At 49.4% G+C, this 21,393-nt stretch carries 22 protein-coding genes and 2 pseudogenes; 18 read left to right on the top strand and 6 right to left on the bottom strand.

The features are described from left to right. Positions 1-2: 2 nt before the first annotated feature. Entirely contained in the window at positions 3-872 is an 870-nt protein-coding gene (gene imm40, locus Bovatus_RS05130) for an Imm40 family immunity protein (RefSeq protein WP_004295637.1), read from the bottom strand. Next, positions 869-1,846: a hypothetical protein gene (locus Bovatus_RS05125; RefSeq protein WP_004295638.1), complete on the bottom strand. Its 978-nt coding sequence runs from the start codon at positions 1,844-1,846 to the stop codon at positions 869-871. The genes imm40 and Bovatus_RS05125 overlap by 4 nt, the downstream gene beginning before the upstream one ends. A 384-nt stretch (positions 1,847-2,230) precedes the next feature. On the opposite strand from Bovatus_RS05125, the gene Bovatus_RS05120 reads away from it, so the two are divergent. The 14 genes and pseudogenes from Bovatus_RS05120 to Bovatus_RS05055 all read left to right on the top strand — a co-directional run bounded on the left by Bovatus_RS05120 (position 2,231) and on the right by Bovatus_RS05055 (position 15,574). Further along, entirely contained in the window at positions 2,231-2,917 is a 687-nt protein-coding gene (locus Bovatus_RS05120; protein WP_005815589.1) for an SDR family NAD(P)-dependent oxidoreductase, read from the top strand. 59 nt (positions 2,918-2,976) lie between these two features. Further along, a complete protein-coding gene (locus Bovatus_RS05115) occupies positions 2,977-3,687 on the top strand; it encodes a hypothetical protein (protein ID WP_005815592.1) in 711 nt (236 codons plus the stop codon). Positions 3,688-3,995: 308 nt separating this feature from the next. Next, positions 3,996-5,546 (top strand): annotated as a pseudogene (locus tag Bovatus_RS05110) (TraG family conjugative transposon ATPase); the annotation flags it as partial. Continuing rightward, a complete protein-coding gene (locus Bovatus_RS05105) occupies positions 5,540-6,280 on the top strand; it encodes a hypothetical protein (protein WP_004295643.1) in 741 nt (246 codons plus the stop codon). The pseudogene Bovatus_RS05110 and the gene Bovatus_RS05105, both read left to right, overlap by 7 nt. A gap of 18 nt (positions 6,281-6,298) precedes the next feature. Then, positions 6,299-7,003: a hypothetical protein gene (locus tag Bovatus_RS05100; RefSeq protein WP_004295644.1), complete on the top strand. Its 705-nt coding sequence runs from the start codon at positions 6,299-6,301 to the stop codon at positions 7,001-7,003. After that, complete coding sequence (locus tag Bovatus_RS05095; protein WP_004295645.1) at positions 6,993-7,670, top strand: DUF5045 domain-containing protein; 678 nt, start codon at positions 6,993-6,995, stop codon at positions 7,668-7,670. The genes Bovatus_RS05100 and Bovatus_RS05095 overlap by 11 nt, the downstream gene beginning before the upstream one ends. A 24-nt stretch (positions 7,671-7,694) precedes the next feature. Next, positions 7,695-8,822, top strand: a complete 1,128-nt coding sequence (locus Bovatus_RS05090; RefSeq protein WP_004295646.1) for a hypothetical protein — start codon at positions 7,695-7,697, stop codon at positions 8,820-8,822. A 28-nt stretch (positions 8,823-8,850) separates the two neighbouring features. Continuing rightward, positions 8,851-9,447, top strand: coding sequence for a conjugative transposon protein TraK (traK, locus tag Bovatus_RS05085; RefSeq protein ID WP_004295647.1), 597 nt, complete (start codon positions 8,851-8,853; stop codon positions 9,445-9,447). A 25-nt stretch (positions 9,448-9,472) separates the two neighbouring features. After that, entirely contained in the window at positions 9,473-9,964 is a 492-nt protein-coding gene (locus Bovatus_RS05080; RefSeq protein WP_004295648.1) for a hypothetical protein, read from the top strand. After that, the gene (traM, locus tag Bovatus_RS05075) at positions 9,961-11,142 is read left to right on the top strand and encodes a conjugative transposon protein TraM (protein WP_004295649.1); all 1,182 of its coding nucleotides are present in this window, start codon (positions 9,961-9,963) and stop codon (positions 11,140-11,142) included. The genes Bovatus_RS05080 and traM overlap by 4 nt, the downstream gene beginning before the upstream one ends. Before the next feature lie 35 nt (positions 11,143-11,177). Beyond that, a complete protein-coding gene (gene traN, locus Bovatus_RS05070) occupies positions 11,178-12,074 on the top strand; it encodes a conjugative transposon protein TraN (protein WP_004295650.1) in 897 nt (298 codons plus the stop codon). Next, positions 12,062-12,526 (top strand): annotated as a pseudogene (locus Bovatus_RS05065) (hypothetical protein). Before traN ends, Bovatus_RS05065 begins: the two are co-directional and overlap by 13 nt. 24 nt (positions 12,527-12,550) lie before the next feature. Next, positions 12,551-14,860 (top strand): type IV secretory system conjugative DNA transfer family protein, encoded by a 2,310-nt coding sequence (locus Bovatus_RS05060; RefSeq protein WP_004295653.1) that lies wholly within the window; start codon positions 12,551-12,553, stop codon positions 14,858-14,860. 6 nt (positions 14,861-14,866) lie between these two features. Further along, positions 14,867-15,574 carry a TraX family protein gene (locus Bovatus_RS05055; RefSeq protein WP_004295654.1) on the top strand — a complete coding sequence of 236 codons (708 nt, stop codon included), beginning with the start codon at positions 14,867-14,869 and terminating at the stop codon, positions 15,572-15,574. 67 nt (positions 15,575-15,641) lie between these two features. Here Bovatus_RS05055 and Bovatus_RS05050 read toward each other — a convergent pair whose 3' ends face one another. From Bovatus_RS05050 to Bovatus_RS05035, 4 genes are all read right to left on the bottom strand, one after another. After that, complete coding sequence (locus Bovatus_RS05050; RefSeq protein WP_004295655.1) at positions 15,642-15,926, bottom strand: helix-turn-helix domain-containing protein; 285 nt, start codon at positions 15,924-15,926, stop codon at positions 15,642-15,644. A 12-nt stretch (positions 15,927-15,938) separates the two neighbouring features. Further along, positions 15,939-16,121 carry a hypothetical protein gene (locus Bovatus_RS05045; RefSeq protein ID WP_004295656.1) on the bottom strand — a complete coding sequence of 61 codons (183 nt, stop codon included), beginning with the start codon at positions 16,119-16,121 and terminating at the stop codon, positions 15,939-15,941. A gap of 23 nt (positions 16,122-16,144) precedes the next feature. Continuing rightward, entirely contained in the window at positions 16,145-16,888 is a 744-nt protein-coding gene (locus Bovatus_RS05040) for a hypothetical protein (protein WP_004295657.1), read from the bottom strand. Between the two features lie 135 nt (positions 16,889-17,023). After that, positions 17,024-17,662, bottom strand: coding sequence for a glucosaminidase domain-containing protein (locus Bovatus_RS05035; protein WP_004295659.1), 639 nt, complete (start codon positions 17,660-17,662; stop codon positions 17,024-17,026). An 82-nt stretch (positions 17,663-17,744) separates the two neighbouring features. Here Bovatus_RS05035 and Bovatus_RS05030 point away from each other — a divergent pair, with 82 nt between their 5' ends. The 4 genes from Bovatus_RS05030 to Bovatus_RS05015 are packed head-to-tail and all read left to right on the top strand — an operon-like array spanning position 17,745 to position 21,393. Further along, entirely contained in the window at positions 17,745-18,530 is a 786-nt protein-coding gene (locus tag Bovatus_RS05030) for a DUF4099 domain-containing protein (protein WP_004295660.1), read from the top strand. 5 nt (positions 18,531-18,535) lie between these two features. Beyond that, on the top strand, positions 18,536-19,810 hold the full coding sequence (locus tag Bovatus_RS05025; RefSeq protein ID WP_004295661.1) for a MutS N-terminal domain-containing protein: 1,275 nt from the start codon (positions 18,536-18,538) through the stop codon (positions 19,808-19,810). A gap of 34 nt (positions 19,811-19,844) precedes the next feature. Further along, positions 19,845-20,072 carry a hypothetical protein gene (locus Bovatus_RS05020; protein WP_004295662.1) on the top strand — a complete coding sequence of 76 codons (228 nt, stop codon included), beginning with the start codon at positions 19,845-19,847 and terminating at the stop codon, positions 20,070-20,072. Continuing rightward, positions 20,056-21,393, top strand: coding sequence for an ArdC family protein (locus tag Bovatus_RS05015; RefSeq protein ID WP_004295663.1), 1,338 nt, complete (start codon positions 20,056-20,058; stop codon positions 21,391-21,393). The genes Bovatus_RS05020 and Bovatus_RS05015 overlap by 17 nt, the downstream gene beginning before the upstream one ends.

Raw genomic sequence — 21,393 nt, 5'->3', positions numbered from 1 at the left:
AATCAACTTTGCGCATCTACAACAAATCCAAATAAGAAATTTGCATTGTTAGGATATTTGCTGACATAATCGGTCGTTACAAGATAGCAGCGTCTTACATATTCGGATGGGGATTCTGAACTAATCCTGTCACAATACCAACTGTCAAGAGTTAACGTAATGCGTCCATTCTCCATCTTATATACATCTCCACCAAGAATAGGTATGTTTGAATTAAAATATCCATTCGCTATTTTCAGTGCTTCTTTTTGTGGATAGGCAAAACCATGAACACCTAAGGGCTCAAGAGAATACTTGATAATCAGTTTGTCGGATAAATACGAATCTGGAAATAAGACAGTAGATAAATCAATACCTCCTCGAAAATCAACATCAGTAAGGATACTTTCGGAAAAATCCACATCGTTCAATCTTCCTTTATTGGAAACCCAATAAGATAACTTATCACCATAAAAATAACTATCGTAGTTGGGGCCACAAAATACACAACCGTAAATTTTTCCTATAAATTTACACTTTGCAAATGATGCAGCGATAAATGCGGTTTTGAAATCGCAATCAATGAATGTGCATCCAATAAAGTCTGCGATTCCTAAACTCCGTAATTTAACGCGTTCAAAGGTACAGCCAATATAGATGCTTTTACGTAGCAGAACACTGGTTCTGGCTCCTAATAAAGTGTGCTGCATTTTCCCGCTTTGAAAAACACAATCCTTAAACAGACAACCTCGTACAACGACATCGTTGAAATCGCAGTTGACGAATTGGCATCCATTAAATTTCTTTTTTGTCCACCAAACTGCAATACCACTATTGCTAAATGAGGTATTCTTGAAAACCTGATTATTATATCGTCTATCGGTCAGTTTCATGGTTCAAAAAAGATAATTGCGAATGAATAGATGTAGAGTGCAACTACTAAAATCCACATACTAATTTTCCATCTTAGTCTTGTTTTATTTGGTAAATTCCCAAAACGGATATAATATCGTTCACTCCGATTCTCAAAGTCCATGAACCAGACGAATATGAAATAAACAGCAAGTGTAATCCACGCCAACGTGAAATTATGCCATATGAATATTATTGAAAAGCATAATGTCATCACAATTCCCCCATCTAAAAGCCGGACATCATAAATGTCGGGAAGTGTCTCTTTCTTGTTATTTTTACCCAAAGCCATCAATGCGTATGCACGTATCTGGACAATGTTGTTGAAAATGGATGCAAATACATTTCTTATCCGAATAGTTGCTTGTTCACGGTTGCACCAACGGCGGATATATGTGTAGCTATCACTGAACATTCCGCTTTGAAAAATACATCTATGTTTATTCTTGCGGGCTTCTTTGATAATTGCCAAAGCATCTTCCTCTTTGCCATTATGGATAAGAGCCATAAGATATAGCAGTCGGTCGGGGTCATGATCCATTTTTGACTCGTCAGGAAAGAATGTGTTTGCATCAGGATTAGCAGTTAGGAATTTTGATATTGCATCCTTTGCATTTTGGAATATACCCTCAATTATATCAATGAGTTCGCTCTTGGCAGCGACTTTCGTAATCTCGTATGAAGATAGGACTTGCCCTGATAGAGAGTAAGCACCTGTTCCACGCAAGCTCAAAGGTTCGTTCTTGTTATCCGAGGCATCCCATATATTCCACCACAAATCATCTGCATACATGGGCTTGACGGTGAGCCGGACGTCACCAGTCAGAAAATACAGACAGAAGAAATAACCGCTCTCTACTTTGAAGTTGACATAAGAACTTTGGCGAAAGCCATACTTACGACTCACGCTACGCCTTACATCGGCTATCATTTTATTGTATTCCTTGTCGGTCATCTCACTATCAATCCAGTTCTAATCCACAAAGTTAATACAATTCTTGCTAAAACCATTACGTTGCCATGCGTAAAGTGCTTGAACTTAAGGGACAAACTGAAATCTTATCCCTTTATAGCGTGATTTTGCTATTGTATCCCCATTTCCCTGTTTTTCCCTTCTGTTTTGACTACTAATTAACGTAGTTTGTACCTCGCTTGTTACTTGAATTGGATATAGCGTTGATTTTCAGCTGTGGTAAGTAATTCCTTGACAACTATCTCCGACACTCAAACCATCGAGATTAATTCAACGGGGTAACTTCAAATCGAAGATTTCCTTTGTCAAACGCCCGAATCTCACCGATTTTCACTAACTTTGCACAAACAAACGACTTTATAACACATGAACATTTTAATCATCGGCGCAACCTCTGGTATTGGCAACTCCCTTTACTCGCATTACATTTCCTGCGGTAATCATGTCGCTATTATGGGGAGAAGAAAAAACATACTTGATGAAATATGCGCTGCAAATCCTGCGTATACGCTTGCGTTTCCAGTTGATATTTCCAACATAAATTCTTTTAACAATGCTTTTGAGGAAGTCGTTAAGTCGTTTCAGAATATTGATTTAGCTATATTGTGCGCCGGTATTGGAGAACTAAACGAACCCCTTGACATTAAACAGGAACTGGCAACGCTTTCTACAAACGTTATCGGTTGGACTAATGCTGTTGATACTCTTTATAATCATTTTGAAAAAAACGGCAAAGGGCATTTAGTTACTATCACATCTGTTGGAGGTTTGCAGCCTACTCCGATTGCGCCATCTTACAGCGCAAGCAAGGCTTTCCAAATAAATTACACTAAGTCTTTACAGGCCAAAGCAAGAAAAACAGCCATTACTATTACTGAAATTCGCCCTGGTTTAGTTGATACCCGCATGGCAAAAGGAAACGGTTTGTTTTGGGTAATGCCTCTTGAGAAAGTATCAAAGCAGATTATAAGGGCAATCGACACCAAGAAGAAATTGTGCATCGTTACGAAACGCTGGCGAATACTCAATTATATAGTTAAGCATTTCCTGTGATAATCCCCCGAATCTCGCAGTTTTTCGCTAACTTTGCAATTATCAAATTCTTTCCGATTATGAAGAAACTCGTTGCTTTCTTATTGATATTATTAGCGTTTACTCCACTGCAAGCGAAGATTCATTTTACTGACTTACCAGATACGTTGCAAGTTGATTTAGATACTAAATATGCTGTGCATTGGTCGGTTACTTTTACTCCTGTCGTTAGTCAAGGTAGTACGACGATGGAGTTGCTTGAACATATGATTAACGCGGTAAGTCTAATCAATGAATCCGATAATTTTCAGTTGGCAGATAGTTCATTGCTTTATGAACAAAGCAACTGCACCATGGAACAACTGGAAAAGGTTTGTGAATATCTGTATCATACGCCACTGCCAAGTCCATATGGGTGGTTTTTAGGATTACAAAACGATGATACTGTTATATTCGGCATTAAGGATACTACCGAAAAATTTCAGGCCAATGTTGCCGAGGCGTCAGTACATATTGAACCCCTATATGGCAATATCCCTGTCGTTAATTTTAGGCTTGACAATGGAGAACCTACGGAAATAACACAGACTTTCAAAGACTTTACCGAGCGGAATCTATTCAAAGCTATTGCAACCGAAATCGACGGGGAGTGTATTATGGCACCAAGATTAAACAATACTATCGAAGGCGGCGCGATAGAGGTAACATCAATGCCAATTCCCTTAATCAATAAACTCTTTCGCCCGAACCCGGAAATTGGAATCGAAGAAGAAGCAGTTATAATAGACTAATAGCCGCGTCTTTTCCCACCCCATACTTGCTCCATAATTTTGTGGCACAACTCACAAGATTATGGGCATTTCTTTTCTATTCAAGGATTGTTTCGGTTTTATTCTCATTCCGAGCTGTTATCATCAGTTGATAAAAAGTCTTATCAAGTGTTAAGATTTGGTTAAATATTTCACCCAAAACGCACACCTTTTCTAATTCATTCACTCCCTCAAAGCAACTTTTTCATTCCCTCTTATTCCTAACGGATAGTTGTACCGTTATTTTCTTATATAGTTGATTTTCAGCGGTAAAAGTCATTGAAAATCAATTCCACATGAACAGTGTCGTCCGCCAGCTGCTGGAGCAGCAGACCGATGTGGTCATGGTCGATACGGGAGATTCCTACGAGGGTATCTGCGGCTACTACAAGGGCACATACATCTCTTACTCCAAAGAGAAGCCCATCTCCATGAACCCGTTCAAGGTGACAAAGGAAGAGTATGACCAAAATTTCGGGGAGAAGAAAAACTTCCTCAAATCGTTGATATTCCTGATATACAAGGGCAATGAGTTTCCGACCAAGATTGAGGACATGCTCATTAACCAGACCATCGTGGAATACTACGAAGCCTACTTCCATCCCTTTACCAAGTTCACAGAGAAAGAGCGCGAAGGACTGAGGCAGAAACTGCTGGTCGCCTCCAAGATGGAAGAGGACTATGACAAGTTTTCCCACAGCATGGAGGACATTGACGCCCAAATTCAGGATGCGGAAACCGACAAGCAATCGGAAAGCAAGGCACTGATGCTTCCGACAGAAGCCCGGCGGCTCAAACTGCTCCGACAGGGCCGTTCCCTCTTGGCACTTGCCCGGGACGAGGCGGCCAGCAAAGGGGAAAAGGAACGCGCCCTGCTGATTATCGAGAATTACAAGAAGGAACTGTACAACAACTCCATACTTATCAAGATAGACAAGCAGATTGACCATATCGAGGAGCAGAAGCGCAGGCTGAAAGTAACGGAATTGTCCTTCAACTCCTACTATGAGTTCGCACTGGAGCGCATTCCGCAAATCGTTTCGCAGGAGAAGATCCAGTTCAACATCCGGGACTTCGCCGCCATCCTGAAACAGTTCTACCGGGGCGGCGAGCTGGAAGTGACGCTGAACTCCGACCTTGACGTGAACCTCTTCGACGAGCGTTTCATTGTCTTTGAAATTGACAAGATAAAAGATGACCCCGTGCTTTTCCCCATCGTGGTGCTGATCATCATGGACGTGTTCCTGCAAAAGATGCGCATCAAGAAAGGGCGCAAAGCCCTGATAATCGAAGAGGCATGGAAAGCCATCGCCTCACCCACCATGGCGGAATACATAAAATATTTGTACAAAACGGTCAGGAAATTCCACGGCATCGCCGGGGTGGTCACACAGGAGCTGAACGACGTGATTGACTCGCCCATCGTCAAGGAGGCCATCATCAACAACTCCGACGTGAAGATACTGCTGGACCAGACAAAGTTCAAGGACAGGTATGAGCAGATAGCCGCCATCTTGGGTCTCACGCCCATCCAGCGGCAGCAGATATTCACCATCAACGCCCTGAACAACCGCGAGGGGCGCAGCTACTTCAAAGAGGTGTGGATATGCCGTGGGCAAAACTCGGACGTGTATGGTGTGGAGGAAGCCCCGGAATGTTACTGGGCATACACGACCGAACGGAGCGAAAAGGAAGCCCTGAAGGTATACCTCGCCCATTACGGCACGATGCAGGAGGCGATAACCCGTATCGAAGCCGACCGCAAACGTGCAGGAAGTCCGAAATATCTGGAATTTGCAAGGAAAGTAAATGAACATCAAAAGGTAATGTCACAATGGTAAAGTTACGATACATACTGGTAATGGTTTTAATGGCAACCGCATCAACCCCGGTGTTTGCCGGATGGAAGGTTGTCATTGACAAGAACTGCATCAAGGTGGTGGCTGCCAATACCGCCTCACAGAAACTGATAGAAGACCAGCATAACCAGCGTCTGGATTCCATCGCCTCCAAGAAGCAGAAGGTGGAACTCTATTCGGTGAGCATGGCCACCATCAAGGAACTCTACAAGCTCACGATGGAGAACATTTCGGGTTTCGGGACGGAGAGCCTGTACTACAAGGAAATCGGCACGTGCGCCTTTGACATACTCAAAGACGTGCCGGAACTGATAAACACGGTGAATAAGGCCAAGTTCAAGAACAAGCTCGCCTGCCTGACGGAGCTGGGCGGCCTCGTGATGGAGACACAGCAACTGGTAGGTAACTTCGTGAACATCGTGAACAACGCCAAGGTGCAAAATCCCCTCAAAGGACAAGGCACGGCGGAAAAGAAGAGCGACGGCTACAACCTGCTTGACCGTTATGAACGGCTGTCACTGGCCAACCGAATCTATACCGACCTGATGGAAATACGCTACAAGGTGGAGGGCATGATGCTGATGGCGCAGTTCGCGACAGCTAACGACCTATTCTTCGCCATAGACCCGGAAGGCTGGGCCAACGTAGTGACCATGAAAAACCAAGTCGGCGGCCTGATTCAGGACTGGAACGGACTGGTAGCGGCAAATTATTAACCCTTTGATGATACAGCTATGAAACATTGGAAGATAAGAATGGTACTCTTTACCCTTGTGCTGGCTTTGGCTTTTTTGCAGCCGGTGAAGGTCTCCGCCTATGTCCTGCCGAAGGACTTGCCGACCATCGAGGCATTGATTGCCCTGCACAAAGCCGTGAAGAAGGACGAAGACCAGGCCTTGCAGCGTGTGGCAACCAGTTTTGGCGAACAGTCGCTGCTCACCAAAGGGGCAGTCAAGTTCAACGATGTCCGCACCACGCTCGACACCAAGCTGAGTAACGCCCATTCCTATCTGGTGCTGGCCGGTGCCATATCCTCCACTGCCAACTCGCTGTACCAACTGGTCAGGGACTACAAGGACTTTACATCCAATACGTTCAGCCACGTATCCAAGAAACCATTCGTGGCATGGTACTATGCGGATGCCAACGTAGCCATTTCCCGTGAAGTCAAACACTGCTACAAACTATATGCTTCCGTGGCCGCCTCCGGCATCAACCTGATGAAAGCCTCCATGGACGAGAAGCTGAATCTGGTGATGACGCTCAAAACCACCATCGACAAGGCGAGGTACATCATCGACAACGCGAACCTGTACTGTTTTCTCATAACCGATTGCGGCTGGAAGCCGGACTACATCTGGGAAATCCTGAACTCCAGCGTCAAGGACGAGATAGCGGACAAAGTCATCAACAAATGGAAACAAGGATATGCAAGTTAGACAAATCATTATCGGAATAATGCTTATAGGACTTCCTCTTGCAGGCTATGCCCAAAGGCCGTCCCGTGACAACGAGAAGGCGAAACAATGGCAGTCAATGGAGAACGGCCCTTGGGACTTTGCACCTGACTGGTACTATTACTTCCTCCATAATAAATATTCCGGTGCGGAAATGTACTGGAAGTGGGCCGGTTTCAAGTCGGGCTTCCGGGTACGTTTCAAAGAACCGAAGTCCAGTGTAAAGCGCATCATGCCGGTACGTGTGACCTCGGAAGAGACCCAACGCCAGAAAGTGAAAAAGGTGGAAGAGGAACGGACGCACATAGAGGAACTTTACAAGGAAGAGTTGCTGAGGGAGGCGGACCGCAACGTGGATCTGACCTACGCCTCTTACAAGGACGAGTTCAACCGTATGCAGGGCTGCATCACGGACGGACTGCTCTATTGCATGAAGAAAAGCGACGGCAAACTCAAACATCAGGTGGACGAGCTGAGCCGTCAGAACGAGATCCTTTGTGCGGACATCGCCTATATCCACAAGACGGGAGTCGGCTACGGGCTGGAGAACGCCAAGCGGCAGCAGGCATACGAGGAAGCCAAGGCGAAGATGGAGGAACTGGTGGACCGTACCGCCCGTCTGTGCGCGGTGGCAGCTACGCATTATTAGGACACTTACAAACAAAGACAGAATATGAATCTATTATGTACACTTCTGACTATAGGCCTGCCGGCCATCGACGAGAGCCTTGATAAGCTGCTGGTCGCCATGGAAACATTTCCCAACGTGGCGGTGCTGGGCGATGCGGTCGGGATGGCACGGGTGATCGGGCTGTGCCTCGCGCTCTGTGTCGGCTCTTACGAGTGCTGGATGATGATGCTCGGACGGCGCGGCATGGACGTGATGAAGCTGTTCCGTATCGTGGGAATCTCCATCTGCATCTCCTCCTCTTCGTGGATATGCTCGGCCCTGCAGGTGCCCGGCAAGGGACTGGAATCCGCTACTAAAGCGATGGCGCAGGCAAAGAACAAGGAAGTGGCCGCTTTCGAGCTGAAAGTGGCGCAGAAGCAGGGCGAGTACCTTGACCGGCTCAGGACGGTGCAGGATTCCATCGCCACCGCCCAGCAGGTGGCCGCCATCGGCCAGGACGCGGCATGGTGGGACAAGCTCATCTACAACGTGCAGAACCTCGGCACCACCATCAACAACTACGCCCAGCGTGCGGCGGTGGCGGCAGAGACGAAAATGAGCGAGTGGATAAACGACGTCATACGCTTCGTGGGCGAGCTGATCTTCCAGATGTCCTATTACGGCATCCTCGTGGCGCAGCGCATCTTCATGGCCATCATGGTGATATTCTGCCCCATCATGTTCGCCCTCTCCCTCGCCCCGCCGTGGAACTCGGCATGGAGCCAGTGGATGTCGAAATACCTCTCCCTCTCGCTTTGGGGTTTCGTGACCTACATGTGCCTCTATTATATCGACTTTATCCTCCTATACAACCTGCAGCAGGACTTGGTGGCCTACAACCACCTCCTGCACGGCTCCGTCAACTCATGGTCGCAAATCGGCGCACTCGGCTTGCAGGGCATCGGATCCAACTGCATGTACGCCATGGGTATGCTCGTGGGGGCGTACATCATCCGTTTTGTTCCCGAAGTGGCCTCATGGCTGATTCCCGGCGGCGTAAGCTCCGGAGCAGGTTCTGTGGCAGGTTCGGCGGCAATGGGCATCACGAGCACGGCAGGATCGGCGGCGGGAGGTGCCGTAGGCGCGGCGGTGGGCGGCGCAGGTTCTGTGGGCAAGTCCCTCAAATCATAGGTAGTAACAACATCAAACAAGAAAGAATATGCTCATAGAATCATTGGCACAGAAAACAAGGCTCGCCATGATGACGGTAGTGGCAACCATCGCCGGTTGCGCCGTCATCTGCGGCTTCACCGTCTGGTGCTGCATCTCGCTGGTCAACAAGGAGAGGCAGCAGATATACGTCCTTGACGGCGACATCCCGTTCCTTGCGGAACGCGCCCAGTTAGAGGCCAACTTCACCATGGAGGCAAAAGCACACATCCAGCTCTTCCATCAGTACTTCTTCAACCTGCCGCCCGACAACGACTATATCAAGTGGACGCTCGGCAAGGCGATGTACATGGCGGACGGTACGGCACTCAAACAGAAACAGGCGTTGGACGAGAACGGCTTCTATTCGGACATCATATCTTCGTCGGCGGTCTGCACCATCATGTGCGACTCCATCCTGCTGGACGAGCATGAACGGAAGTTCACCTATTACGGCACGCAGCTTATCAAGCGGCGCACCAAGGACTTGAAGCGTTCGATGGTCACGACCGGCTACATCGAGAACGTGCCGAGGACAAGGAACAATCCGCACGGGCTGATGATCACGAACTGGAGGACGATAGAGAACAAGGATTTGGATTATTGACGTGTAACACCTTATCAAAGAAAATATGAAATCACTCAGAAAAATAGGGCGTGCCCACCGCTTGAAGACGCATGACCAGATAAAGGCATGGTTGCAGCCCAAGCTGGGCAGCATTGGCACGAAATACCGGCTGGCCGCAAGAATCAGGCTGGCAAACGCTTGGGCAAGGAAACATCCCAAGCGCACCTGTGCCTGTGTGGTGGGCACTTTGTCCTTCCTGTTGGCAGTCACCGTCACGTTGGACGGTATGCGTCCGAACGATGGGCAGGAACCAGACATCAGTGCCATCGCCAGCATGGAACCGCTTTTCAGCGGTTTCCGTACCATACAGGCGAACAAGGGCGTACAGCGGCAGACGTTGCTGGAACTGGCCGCCGAAGGGCAGGCACTCCGCGAGGAACTGGACTCCATGATAGCCCTGCCCCACAAGAGCCGTGCGGATTCCGTCCGCATCGTCCGGCAGTACGGGAAACTGGAAAGCATTGTCAAATCACTCAAAAACAACGATAACCCATGATGAAAATCAACTTCAAACAACCCAAGTACATCTTTCCGCTGGTGGTCTTCGTGCCGCTTTGCGCGTTAGTGTACTTCGTGATGCAGACTTTTGGGGGAGGCGGTGACACGCGGCAGACAGTGGCCACCGACCGCATCAACATGGAACTGCCGGAGGCCAATGCGGAGGAAGCCGGCGACAAGATGACCGAGATGTCCCGGCGTTTCGGTGACGAGGACGCTTTTACCGCCGTCGGTGCCATCGGCGAGGAGGAAAAGGACAAGGAGGAGCTGGAACACGGCTACAGCGAGGAGGAGCTGAACAGGCTCGACGCCGCCGAAGCGGAGCGTATCCGCCAGCAGCAGGAAATGGAGGAACTGGAGCGTTCCCTTGCCGAATCAAGGAAGCACATCAATTCATACGCCTACGGTAGCAGTTCTTCGGGCAATGTCTCACAGGACGATTTCGCCCGTGACCTTGAAGAAATCCAGCGGCGAAGTTACCAACGGCAGAAAGCCATCGAGAGCGGATTGGGTTTCGGCAATCCCGAAGCGGAAGAAGCGGCCCGAAAACAACGGGCGGATTCCATCGCCAAGGTACGCATGGAGGAAAAAGAACGCAACCGGCCGAACCTTGTCGTCAAATCATCCGATGCCGGTGCCGGAAAGTTCCATACGGTATCGGCACCCGATGAAGCGGCGGAAGCCAACCTGATACGGGCGATGATTGACCAGACCACCAAGGCGCGCGAGGGCACCCGGCTACGCTTCAAGCTGCTGGATGACGTGACGGTCAGCGGCACGAAACTGCGGAAGGGCACCTATCTGTACGGGACGGTGACAGGCTTCGGAGGGCAGCGTGTCCGCGCGGCGGTCACCAGCATCCTTGTGGGTGGCAAGTTCATCAAAGTGAAACTCTCGGTCTTTGACAACGACGGCATGGAAGGCTTCTACGTCCCCGAATCGGCTTTCAGGGATTTCGTGAAGGACGCTGGTGCCAGCACCGTGCAGCAGAATATCAACTTGGAGTCGGAGGACGGCTACGGCTCGGGCATTTCAGGCGAGGCCATCGCCCTGCAAGCCCTACAAAATATGTACAACTCCGCCACGTCCGCCATCTCTTCCAATATCCGGAAGAACAAGGCGAAAATCAAATACAACACCATCGTCTATCTAATCAACTCGGATGACGCGAGATAGGCAACATAATCCGTAAAATAATAAATATACGCACTATGAAATCAAAAATGCTTTTATGCTTCCTTTCCCTCTTTATGGCGGCTGCCGGCGCATCGGCCAACGAAAGGATTTATGTCAACCGGGAAGTGACCACGCACATCGTCATGCCGGAGAACATCAAGATGGTGGATATTTCCACCACGAAGATTGCCGGCAACCAGTGTACCGACAACATTGTCCGTATAAAACCGTCCTGTGGAAGCGACTCCATACCGGAGGCAGGCTACAGGGACAACGAGCTACTGGGCACGCTGACGCTTATCGGTGAGCGGCACATCGCACAGTACGACATCCTCTATACGCAGTCGCCCCAAATGGCCGCTTCCATCTTCGAGGTGCCTTACAGCCATACGCAGTCCTACATCAACCCGGAGGTCACCATGCCGATGGCGGAAATGGCGCGGTATGCGTGGGCGGTCTATGGCAGCGGACGGAAATACAACCAGATTGTGTCAAGAGCGCACGGCATGAAGGCCGTCGTCAACAACATTTACGCCGTTGGGGACTACTTCTTCATCGACTACTCCCTGCAGAACAAAACGAAGATCGCATACGATATTGAGGAACTGAGGGTGAAGCTGACCGACAAGAAGGAGACCAAGGCGACCAACTCGCAGACCATCGAGCTGTCTCCCGTATTCTCCCTGAACCATGTCAGAAAGTTCAAGAAGAGCTACCGCAACGTGCTGGTGCTACCCAAGCTGACGTTCCCGGACGAGAAGGTCTTGCGGCTGGAGATTTCTGAGAACCAGATCAGCGGACGTGTCATCACGCTGACCATCGAATACGAGGACATCCTACATGCCGACGGCTTTGATTCGGACATCCTGAAAAACGCGGCCTACTATCCCTATTATTACATCACTTATCCCTCACAGCCATGGAAAAATTGATATTCGCTTTATTGTGTGCGGTGGTAACGATTGGTGCGTCCGCATAGGACGGCAAACTGACGGTCAATGCCGGCTTCCTGTTCCCCTCCACGCTCAACGCGACTGTCGGTTATGAGCATCCGTTGGCCTACGGCAATGCCTTGGAGGTATTCGGTGAGGTCGGCAACCACTGGCGGAAGCCAGATTTTTGGAAAGGTTACTATTGGGACGGCGGCATCGTGTACAAGCACCGCCTTGCCCGTTACAAGAACGGAATGTTGCGCTTTCGCTTCGGGCCGCAGTTCGGGGCGGTGGAAAGGAAGTTCTTCCTCGGACTGGAGGGAGGCTTTGAATACAGTTATGTGTTCCGTAACGGATGGGAGTTCTCCCTTACCCAAAAGAACAATGTGAACTTCATACACGGAGACACGTTCCGAAACGGTATGCTGCTCGGATTCAAGATACCGTTTTAACCATCAACAGAAAGGAACACGGATATGGCATTTGAGGAAACACGGGAACAGCAGCAGATGTACAACTACTTCCGCAGCTGCATTTACATCTTTCTCATCATAGAGATTGTCATGAACCTGCCGGTGACGGCGGACAACCGCATCACGCAGTTCCTCCTCGACCTGCTGGGACGTTTCAAGATTTTCAACTCGGTATCGGGCTGTAAGGTGACGGAGCTGGTCTGCATCTGTGTGGTCTGCATCGGCACGAAGGCTAAGAAGGCCTTGAAGTTCAACGTGAGGACGATGGTCGTCTATCCCGTACTGGCAGGACTGACTTTTGTAGGGTTGTGCTTCGTCTTCCACGGGATGGATTTCGGCATCAGTTGGATGGGTTTCCCTGCGAACCGCATCCTCTATGCCGTCTGTTCGGTGGTGGGGACAATGCTGGTGCATCAGGGGCTGGACGGCATCGCCAAGTATTACAACTACAAGGTGGGTGAAGACCGCTTCAACTTCGAGAACGAATCCTTCCAACAGTCGGAGGCTTTGGTCAGCAACGACTATTCGGTGAACATTCCGATGATATACTACTGGAAGCGGAAGATGCACAGGGGCTGGATCAATATCATCAATCCCTTCCGTGGGACGATTGTATTGGGGACGCCGGGTTCGGGTAAGTCCTTCGGCATCATCGACCCGTTCATCCGGCAGCACGCCGCCAAGGGTTTTGCCATGATGTGCTACGATTTCAAGTTCCCGACACTGGCCAAGACGCTGTTCTACCAGTTCTGCAAGAACCGCAAGGCAGGGAAACTGCCTGATAATTGCGGATTCCGTATCGTCAACTTTACTGATGTGGAGTATTCCAACCGCATCAACCCGATACAGCGGAAGTACATTCCCGACTTGGCGGCGGCTTCGGAAACGGCCGCTACTTTGCTGGCATCCCTGAATAAGGGCGGCGGCGAGAAGAAAGGCGGATCGGAAGCGTTCTTCACCAACTCAGCGGAGAACTTTCTGGCGGCCATCATCTATTTCTTCGTGAACTTCCACCCGGTCGGGTTCAGGAACGGGAAGCGGCTGAAACGGTTTGTCTCACTGGAGGGAAAGAAACTGGAACTGGTGATACGGAACTGGGATGATTTCAATGCCGTCAACGAGGAAGGGAACGTGGTGCTGGACTTCGTGGATGAAAACGGGAATGATGTTTCTACCGATGAAGACCGTATGTTTGTGGAGCTGAACGGTTTTTCCTATAAAGACCGGACAGGGAAACGGATTGTCATTGACCGCTGCTGGTATGAGGACGAGGAGGGCAACGAGGTGGAGCCTGACACCGTTACGGGCGAGTATTCGGACATGCCACATGTGCTGTCGTTCCTTGGCAGACCCTACGACCAGGTTTTCAACATTCTGATGCAGGATGACAAGATAGCTTCTCTGATGGCGCCGTTCAAGAGTGCCTACGAGAATAAAGCGAACGACCAGCTGGAAGGCATGGTGGGCACGCTCCGCGTGAATGCCGCCCGGCTGGTGTCACCGGAAGCCTACTGGGTGTTTACCGGGGATGATTTTGACTTGAAGATTTCAGACAGGGAGCATCCGAGCTACCTCGTGATTGCCAACGACCCGGAAAAGGAGCAGGTCATCGGTTCGCTGAACGCCCTCGTGCTCAACCGCCTGATAACACGGGTCAACTCCAAAGGAAACATCCCGGTGAGCATCATCGTGGACGAGCTGCCCACCCTGTACTTCCACAAGATAGACCGTCTTATCGGTACGGCACGCTCCAACAAGGTGGCCGTGACGCTGGGCTTTCAGGAACTTCCACAGCTGGAGGCGGACTATGGCAAGGTGGGGATGCAGAAGATAATCACCACTTGCGGCAATATCTTCATGGGTGCGGCACGCAACAAGGAGACCTTGGAATGGGCGCAGAATGACGTTTTCGGCAAGGCGAAGCAGACCTCACGCTCCATCTCCATCAACGACCAGAAGGTCTCCACCACCATATCGGAGAAGATGGACTACCTCGTCCCGGCGGCGAAGATTGCGGACATGGCTACCGGCTGGCTGGCAGGCCAGGCGGCACGCGACTTCACGGCCACGGACGAAAGGATGCTCAACCGTTTCGACATAGAGCAGTCGGAAGAGTTCAAGACCACGAAGTATTTCTGCAAGACGCACTTCGACATGAAGAAGATAAAGGAGGAGGAAGACCACTACGTTCCGCTTCCTAAAATCTACGAGTTCAAGAATGACCGGGAGAAAGAAATCATGCTGAACCGCAATTTCAAACGGGTCAACCAGGAGGTCGAGGATATGGTCAGGGAACTGTTGGGCATGGGATGATAGCTTATGGATGTGTCAGGTACATTACATGGATTCTCTGCCCTGCCGAAACTGAGTGGCAGCGCATTGAAGGTCATTGCTGTTCTTTCAATGGTGGTTGACCACTCGGCTTATTACCTGCTGGAAGATGGCACATTGCTTTATGAAACGATGCGTTGCATCGGACGTATCGCTTTTCCGGTGTTCGCTTTCTTGATTGCGGAGGGCTTCCGGCACACCCGAAACCGAAGAAGATATTTTTTGCAGCTCCTGCTTTTCGCCGTAATCAGTGAAGTGCCGTGGTATCTGCTGGATGGAGCGGACGGTACGCATAACGTGATGTTCACTTTGGCTTTGGGAATAACAGCTTTAGCCGCTTTTGAGAAACTACATGAGTACCGCGTATTTTGCTGTTGTGTAATCCTAATGATAGCGTGGCTGGCCGCATGGTTAGGTGTGGATTACGAATGGAGAGGCATATTGATGATAGTCATCTTTTACTTGTTGGGATGTAGTTACAAGTATGCTTCTCCCTTTGGTAGAATGACGCAGTTGTTCTGTGCTTTTCCGCTCATAATGCACTACGGGATAGCTGGGGCATTGCTTGCGTGTATGGTACTCTGCTTATATGATGGAACAAGAGGATTCATACATGGTAATACAGCAAAGTATGGGTTCTATTCTTTTTATCCGGCGCATCTTATGGTTATCTTTGGTCTCGCGAATTGGTGGTAGAGAGGTAATGTACATACAAATTAAATGTATGTTCTCTTCTACCACCAAAATTGTGAGAATCATCATATCAAAGATTCTGGATAAGGTCCTCCTTTATTGATTCGCATAGTGTTTTATACAAAATCCTTTTATTTTCAGGAATATCCTCTTCTGAAATGCTGAATAATAAAAGATAAGACTCTGGAATTTTCAGCGCGTTGCATATTTTAGCAATGGTGCTTTTAGAAGGAAACGTACCTCCGGATTCTATGCTACACAATGCATTTGCTGAAATTCCGCACAGATTAGACAATTCTTTTTGGGAAATATCTTTTCTCTTTCTAAGTAATTTTATGGCATTTCCTATATCCATAATCTTTGTTGTTTATAAATGGCCACAGAACAGCTTTATAAGCGTAGGTGCAATTTCGATTAGTTTGAACAATAGAGGCAAAATTTCTTCAGCTCTATTTTTGTCATATTGTTCAATAATCTGAATGACTTCTGTTTTACACTCTTCCGTGAGGTTACTGTTTTTTATTTCTTTTAAAATACCTTCTTTGTTCATAAAAAATAATTTGAATAGTAAAATTAATTATAGGATGCAATTTTCTTTTTACTATTAAAATCATCGTCAGAGTCAGAAGAGAATATATGATACCTTGCGGCTACATAGATATTTCTTATAAGGAAATTTATGTGCCATCCTTGTTTAACATAGGTTGATTTCGCTATGTAATAATAGCTTTGAATAACAGCATCTAATACTTGGTTTTCCAGTCGGAATTTTTCATTAGCAGAATAAACCTCATAAGTAGGTCTAATTGCGAAACCTAAAGGATGGAAAGCTAATTCTTTTTTATCTACTGTTATTTTTTCAAACAAATCCGTCAATCGAGTAATATATGCGGATAGTTTGGAAGGTGTTTCATTTTTTACTTTTTCCTTAAAGACTTCTATCAAATGTTCGACATCAATGTCTGACCATTTCGAAGGCTCTCTTTGTAAATTCTTGTTTTTAAAGAGTTCAATAAACTGCTTGAAACTACTTAGTTCTTTTGGGGGAAGTTTGCTAACGTTGCGAAGAGAACTAATAAAATAACTTCGGATTTTTCGCACATAGGCTTCTGCGAAAATCTCAAGCCTTTTTTCATCTATACAAAGGCTTGACGTATCATCAATATTATCATACCCATTCGCCCTTAGCAATGAGGCTAATGCGCACATTGGTACATTCATAACCTTTTGGATTACATCTAAAGAGGTCATGAACGTTCCAGCCTTTTCTTCTGATAAGATTGACTTTGTGACTTGTATGTTTGAAAGTAAATCCATTTGCCTGCAAATATACGATAAAAGTTTTATATTACAAATGAAATTCGTAAAAAATACAACTATAACTTGTATTTGACTTATATCACATTCTTAAGTACTGCAAAATCAATTGAAAAAGATATTATTCTGAAAATGCTATAATGTTTTCAGTACCCGTATTACTTCACGAATATAATTGGGGTCTTCCGCATAGCCAATATCCCTTAACCACACGAGGTAGTTGCCACCTTTATACCGGTACTGTACCTTCGTATAATAAGCACGTACACTTTCCGTCCAATGCCCAAACTCGAAGTATTGTCCTGTCAGTGGATTGGTCAAGCCAAAAAGATTGTTCCGGTTGCGACAGACTTTTGAACGGAACCACCCCGTTTCTAAAATGGCCTGTGCCAATACTATTTTCGGATGGCGGATGCCGTTGTTTACTATTTCTTTATAGAGATTAGGAATTGTCAGTTCGGGAAGTCCTGCATCCGGTGTCGCCGGATTTACTTTTTCCGACTTTCCCGTTGTCACTTTCAGGGACATCCTTTTGTCACCTTTTCGGGCTTTGGGAGCATTGACAGCTTGGCCGTCCTTTGGAACAGTCACCGTGTCTTTCCCTATAGTTTCAGTGCAGTTAACTGATGTTTCTCCCTTATTATCAGCACTTATGGTACTATTCATAACCGGAGGCAGCTGGACTTCCGTCTCTTTGGTAATCGTGTAGAACTGTGCGGATGCCGCTATAGGCAGCAGCATCGCGGTGAACATTGTCAGAATAGTGTTGCGCATTTCTTTTTCAGGGGGTTACAGCAAATAATTTTGTGGCATCCAACGGCCACGGCCGCAAAATTAACAGCTCAACAACAGTCAAATGGAATTACACAACAGAAATCAATCCGAACAGCTGCCATACGAGAAACTGGCACTGTTGGGCATCGACCGTGAAAAGGCCGACAATCTGCCCCAAGAGGTAAAGGAAAGGCTGGTATCCGGAGAGGTCACACCGCTGATGCAGGTGTCGATAAGTGCCCGAAACGGTGACGTGATCACGTTGCCGCTCAAACTACAGATGACCGCCGACAAGGACGGCAATCCCGCCCTCTTAGCCTACCCGGTACGGGCGGAACTCGAAACGGAACGGAACAAGGTACTCCGACTGACACCCCAGGAAGCCGAACGGCTGGCCAAAGGCGAGGTACTTCAAAAAGCCGTGGAGGTGAACGGCGAGAAAACACAGCAGTACCTACAGCTCGACCCGGAAACGAAATCGGTCATCCACCGCAGGGTGACGGACATCGAAATGGAACGGAAACTCAAAGACATGGAGAAGGTAAACGACATCGAACTGGGCACGCAGCAGAAGCAGCAGGTACGGGACGGCAAGCCCGTGGAGCTGAACGTGGGCGGCGAGAAGGTCTCCGTGGGCATCGATCTCAAAGAGCCACAGGGGTTCAAGCTCATCAAGGGCGACATGAAGGAATGGGAAAGGCAGCAGAAGCTCCGCTACGACGACCTGCACCCCGAATACCTCGGCCTCGTGATGACCGACAAGAACCGCTGGGAGTACCAGCAGGTGGTGGACGCACAATCCAAGGAGCGTGCCCTGACGCTCAAACCATTGCGTGAAGAGAATATCGGTAACGGTCTTAAACGCTGACAGCTATGGCAAAGAAGAAAGAGACGGATGAAAACACCGGACTCGTCAGGCAGTTCGATGACATGAAGAAGAAGCATCCCGACGCGATGCTCCTTTTCAGGACGGGCGACTTCTATGAGATATACCGGCAGGACGCGGTGAAGGCCGCCGCCATACTTGCTATAACCCTCACCGACAGGATTATTCCCGGCGAGAAGGAACCCATGAAGATGACCATGTTCCCATACAACAAGCTCGACACCTACCTGCCCAAACTCATACGCGCAGGGACGAGGGTCGCCATTTGCGACAAGGTGGAAGACCCCAAGCTGACGAAGATGGCGAAGGAGGGCGTGAAAAAGGAACAAACCCAATCAAATCATTCAGATATGGCAAAGAAGAAAAAGGAACAGGCCGCGCAGGAAGAGCCTGTCCGGACAGTGAAGAACGCAGCCGGGGAGAAACCTGCCAAGGAAGAGAAAACCGGGACCGCCGTGAAGACCAAGGACGGTGAAGAAGCCAAAGAGAAACAGGAGCGTAAGCCGCGCGAGCCGCAGATGGTGACAGCCAACGGAGAGAAAGTGACCCACGGCCATGCCTACCAGAGCAAGACCAACCCGGAGGAATGGTACTTCACCGCCAAGATGGACGGGCAGCAGCTGAAACCGCAGCGGATGGATGCCGCCGACCTCGCCGCCTACCAGAAGAAGGAGCTGACGGTAGCGCAGCTGATGGAGCGTTATTACCCGACCAAGCTGATGCCGAAAGTGCCGGAAGAGGCGTTCAGGATGCCCAAGTCGATTGCCGGGCCGGAAGGCAGCATCACCGTGGAGAAGTTCAACGTGTACAAGGAGAAGGACGAGCAGCGTCCCGACTTCGGCAAATACAAGTTCTACGCGCAGGTCGGCGAGGCCAAGATGTCCGCCGTCGCTTCCCGTCAGGACCTGAACGCCTACTTTGACCGGGTGGTGACACCTGAAAAGCTGGTGGAGCGGAACTTCGGCGAACGCCTGCACCTGAAATCAGCCTACGAGAAATACCGTCTTCCCGAAGGCGTTGACCAGAATGGCGTCCGTGTGGCCAAAGACCGTGCCGACAACAAGTGGAAGGTATCGGTGGACATGGGTGAGAAAGGGCGCACCACCAGGCAGGAAATCTCCTTCGACGACGGCTATTCCCTCTTCAAGGCGAAGACCGCCACACGGGAGCAGATAGCCGCCAAGTACCTGAACACGGAAATCACCGGGCTGCTCGCAGCGAATACCGCCAAGGTGGAGAAATCCGCCTCCATGAAAATGTAAACCAATTCGTCAAACCATAAACAAGAACAATATTATGTCAGCAATGAAACATGAGGAGCTTGTGCAGCTCCTTCAGGAAGGCAAGATTGGCCACCTCCGTTTTGTCATGGAGGGTGACAACGCACGGGAGTATCTGGAATGGTGCCGCTCGCACGGCACAGACCCGTCCGACGAGTCGGCGGAGTTTTATGTCGAACAGACGGACATCGAGCAGATGGACCGCCAGATGATGGATGACGAGGACTATGGCATCTGGAACTGATACCACGTCCGTATCCGGCAACGCAGGACAGGCGGCACTCGACCGATTTGCCGGGATGATGATCGAGCGGATGCGGCAGATGAAAGACACCGGCTGGAAGCAGGGATGGATCGGCGGCGCGTCAGGCTTTGCCGGACTGCCCCAGAACGTCAGCGGACGGAACTACTCCGGCTCCAACTCGTTCTTCCTCCAGTTGCAGACGGCGGCCATGGGCTACCGCCTGCCGGTCTATCTGACCTTCAAGCAGGCGCACAACCTCAAAGCCCACGTACTGAAAGGCGAAAAGGCCTTTCCCGTGGTCTATTGGGACATGATGGTGAAGGACAAGTACGGCAAACGCATCAGCTCGGAAGAATACCGTGCGTTGGGCAAGGAGGAAAAGAAAGGAATGGAGGTGATACCCTTCATCAAGGCCTTCCCCGTGTACAACGTGCAGCAGACCAATCTGGCTGAGATTCAACCGGAACGGATGCAGAAACTACAGGACAAGTTCAAGGTGCCCGAACTCCGTGACACTGCCGGGATGTACGCCCATTCCGCCCTCGATCGCATGGTGGAGACACAAGCCTGGCTCTGCCCGATACAGGTGGACAAGCGTGTGGACGGGGCCTATTACTCTCCCTCCAAAGACCACATTGTGCTGCCCATGAAGGCGCAGTTCAACATCGGCGGCACGCCGGAGGACACCTACCGTGGCGGCATGGAGTTCTATTCCACCATGCTGCACGAGATGACGCACTCGACCATGACGGCGGAACGTCTCAACCGGGACATGGGCGGCAAGTTCGGCGACCCGAAGTATGCGAAGGAGGAACTGGTGGCGGAGCTGACCGCAGCGATGATCAGCCACTCGATGGGCTTTGACTCCAAAGTAACCGACAACTCGGCAGCGTATCTGGATTCATGGATAGGCGTGCTGAAACAGGAACCGAAGTTCATCGTCTCCGTCATGGCGGACGTGAACAAGGCTTCCGACCTGATTCTTGACCACGTTGACAAGCAGCGGCTGGCACTCGGCGAACAGCCGTACCTTGCCAAGAACGACCCTCTTGTACCGTTAGGCCCGGACGAGGAAGTACCCTTCAAGAACGCGGCCATCGTAAAGACCCGTTCGGGCGGCTACGCCATCCGCGCCTCCTACGATGGTGTGGAGTTGGGGTTGAAAAACGTCTCCAAGGAGACGGCCAAGACCTATTTCCAGCTCACGGACATGAAGGACAAGGCGGCGTTCCTGCACATGACGGCACGCAAGACCTACGGACCGGAACTGGCGGTGATGCAGCGGACACAGAAAACGGGTACCGGAATCAGCATGATGTAA

Source organism: Bacteroides ovatus, assembly GCF_001314995.1.
In the GTDB taxonomy this organism is placed as follows: Bacteria; Bacteroidota; Bacteroidia; order Bacteroidales; family Bacteroidaceae; genus Bacteroides; species Bacteroides ovatus.
The sequence above is the reverse complement of the archived record's forward strand: the minus strand, read 5'-3'. Positions and strand labels throughout refer to the sequence as shown.

What these genes read in the sequence shown, in the direction of transcription:
- imm40 (WP_004295637.1), bottom strand. Translation starts at nt 872, where the DNA reads ATGAAACTGACCGATAGACGATATAATAATCAGGTTTTCAAGAATACC.
- Bovatus_RS05125 (WP_004295638.1), bottom strand. Translation starts at nt 1,846, where the DNA reads ATGACCGACAAGGAATACAATAAAATGATAGCCGATGTAAGGCGTAGC.
- Bovatus_RS05120 (WP_005815589.1), top strand. Translation starts at nt 2,231, where the DNA reads ATGAACATTTTAATCATCGGCGCAACCTCTGGTATTGGCAACTCCCTT.
- Bovatus_RS05115 (WP_005815592.1), top strand. Translation starts at nt 2,977, where the DNA reads ATGAAGAAACTCGTTGCTTTCTTATTGATATTATTAGCGTTTACTCCA.
- Bovatus_RS05105 (WP_004295643.1), top strand. Translation starts at nt 5,540, where the DNA reads ATGGTAAAGTTACGATACATACTGGTAATGGTTTTAATGGCAACCGCA.
- Bovatus_RS05100 (WP_004295644.1), top strand. Translation starts at nt 6,299, where the DNA reads ATGAAACATTGGAAGATAAGAATGGTACTCTTTACCCTTGTGCTGGCT.
- Bovatus_RS05095 (WP_004295645.1), top strand. Translation starts at nt 6,993, where the DNA reads ATGCAAGTTAGACAAATCATTATCGGAATAATGCTTATAGGACTTCCT.
- Bovatus_RS05090 (WP_004295646.1), top strand. Translation starts at nt 7,695, where the DNA reads ATGAATCTATTATGTACACTTCTGACTATAGGCCTGCCGGCCATCGAC.
- traK (WP_004295647.1), top strand. Translation starts at nt 8,851, where the DNA reads ATGCTCATAGAATCATTGGCACAGAAAACAAGGCTCGCCATGATGACG.
- Bovatus_RS05080 (WP_004295648.1), top strand. Translation starts at nt 9,473, where the DNA reads ATGAAATCACTCAGAAAAATAGGGCGTGCCCACCGCTTGAAGACGCAT.
- traM (WP_004295649.1), top strand. Translation starts at nt 9,961, where the DNA reads ATGATGAAAATCAACTTCAAACAACCCAAGTACATCTTTCCGCTGGTG.
- traN (WP_004295650.1), top strand. Translation starts at nt 11,178, where the DNA reads ATGAAATCAAAAATGCTTTTATGCTTCCTTTCCCTCTTTATGGCGGCT.
- Bovatus_RS05060 (WP_004295653.1), top strand. Translation starts at nt 12,551, where the DNA reads ATGGCATTTGAGGAAACACGGGAACAGCAGCAGATGTACAACTACTTC.
- Bovatus_RS05055 (WP_004295654.1), top strand. Translation starts at nt 14,867, where the DNA reads ATGGATGTGTCAGGTACATTACATGGATTCTCTGCCCTGCCGAAACTG.
- Bovatus_RS05050 (WP_004295655.1), bottom strand. Translation starts at nt 15,926, where the DNA reads ATGGATATAGGAAATGCCATAAAATTACTTAGAAAGAGAAAAGATATT.
- Bovatus_RS05045 (WP_004295656.1), bottom strand. Translation starts at nt 16,121, where the DNA reads ATGAACAAAGAAGGTATTTTAAAAGAAATAAAAAACAGTAACCTCACG.
- Bovatus_RS05040 (WP_004295657.1), bottom strand. Translation starts at nt 16,888, where the DNA reads ATGGATTTACTTTCAAACATACAAGTCACAAAGTCAATCTTATCAGAA.
- Bovatus_RS05035 (WP_004295659.1), bottom strand. Translation starts at nt 17,662, where the DNA reads ATGCGCAACACTATTCTGACAATGTTCACCGCGATGCTGCTGCCTATA.
- Bovatus_RS05030 (WP_004295660.1), top strand. Translation starts at nt 17,745, where the DNA reads ATGGAATTACACAACAGAAATCAATCCGAACAGCTGCCATACGAGAAA.
- Bovatus_RS05025 (WP_004295661.1), top strand. Translation starts at nt 18,536, where the DNA reads ATGGCAAAGAAGAAAGAGACGGATGAAAACACCGGACTCGTCAGGCAG.
- Bovatus_RS05020 (WP_004295662.1), top strand. Translation starts at nt 19,845, where the DNA reads ATGTCAGCAATGAAACATGAGGAGCTTGTGCAGCTCCTTCAGGAAGGC.
- Bovatus_RS05015 (WP_004295663.1), top strand. Translation starts at nt 20,056, where the DNA reads ATGGCATCTGGAACTGATACCACGTCCGTATCCGGCAACGCAGGACAG.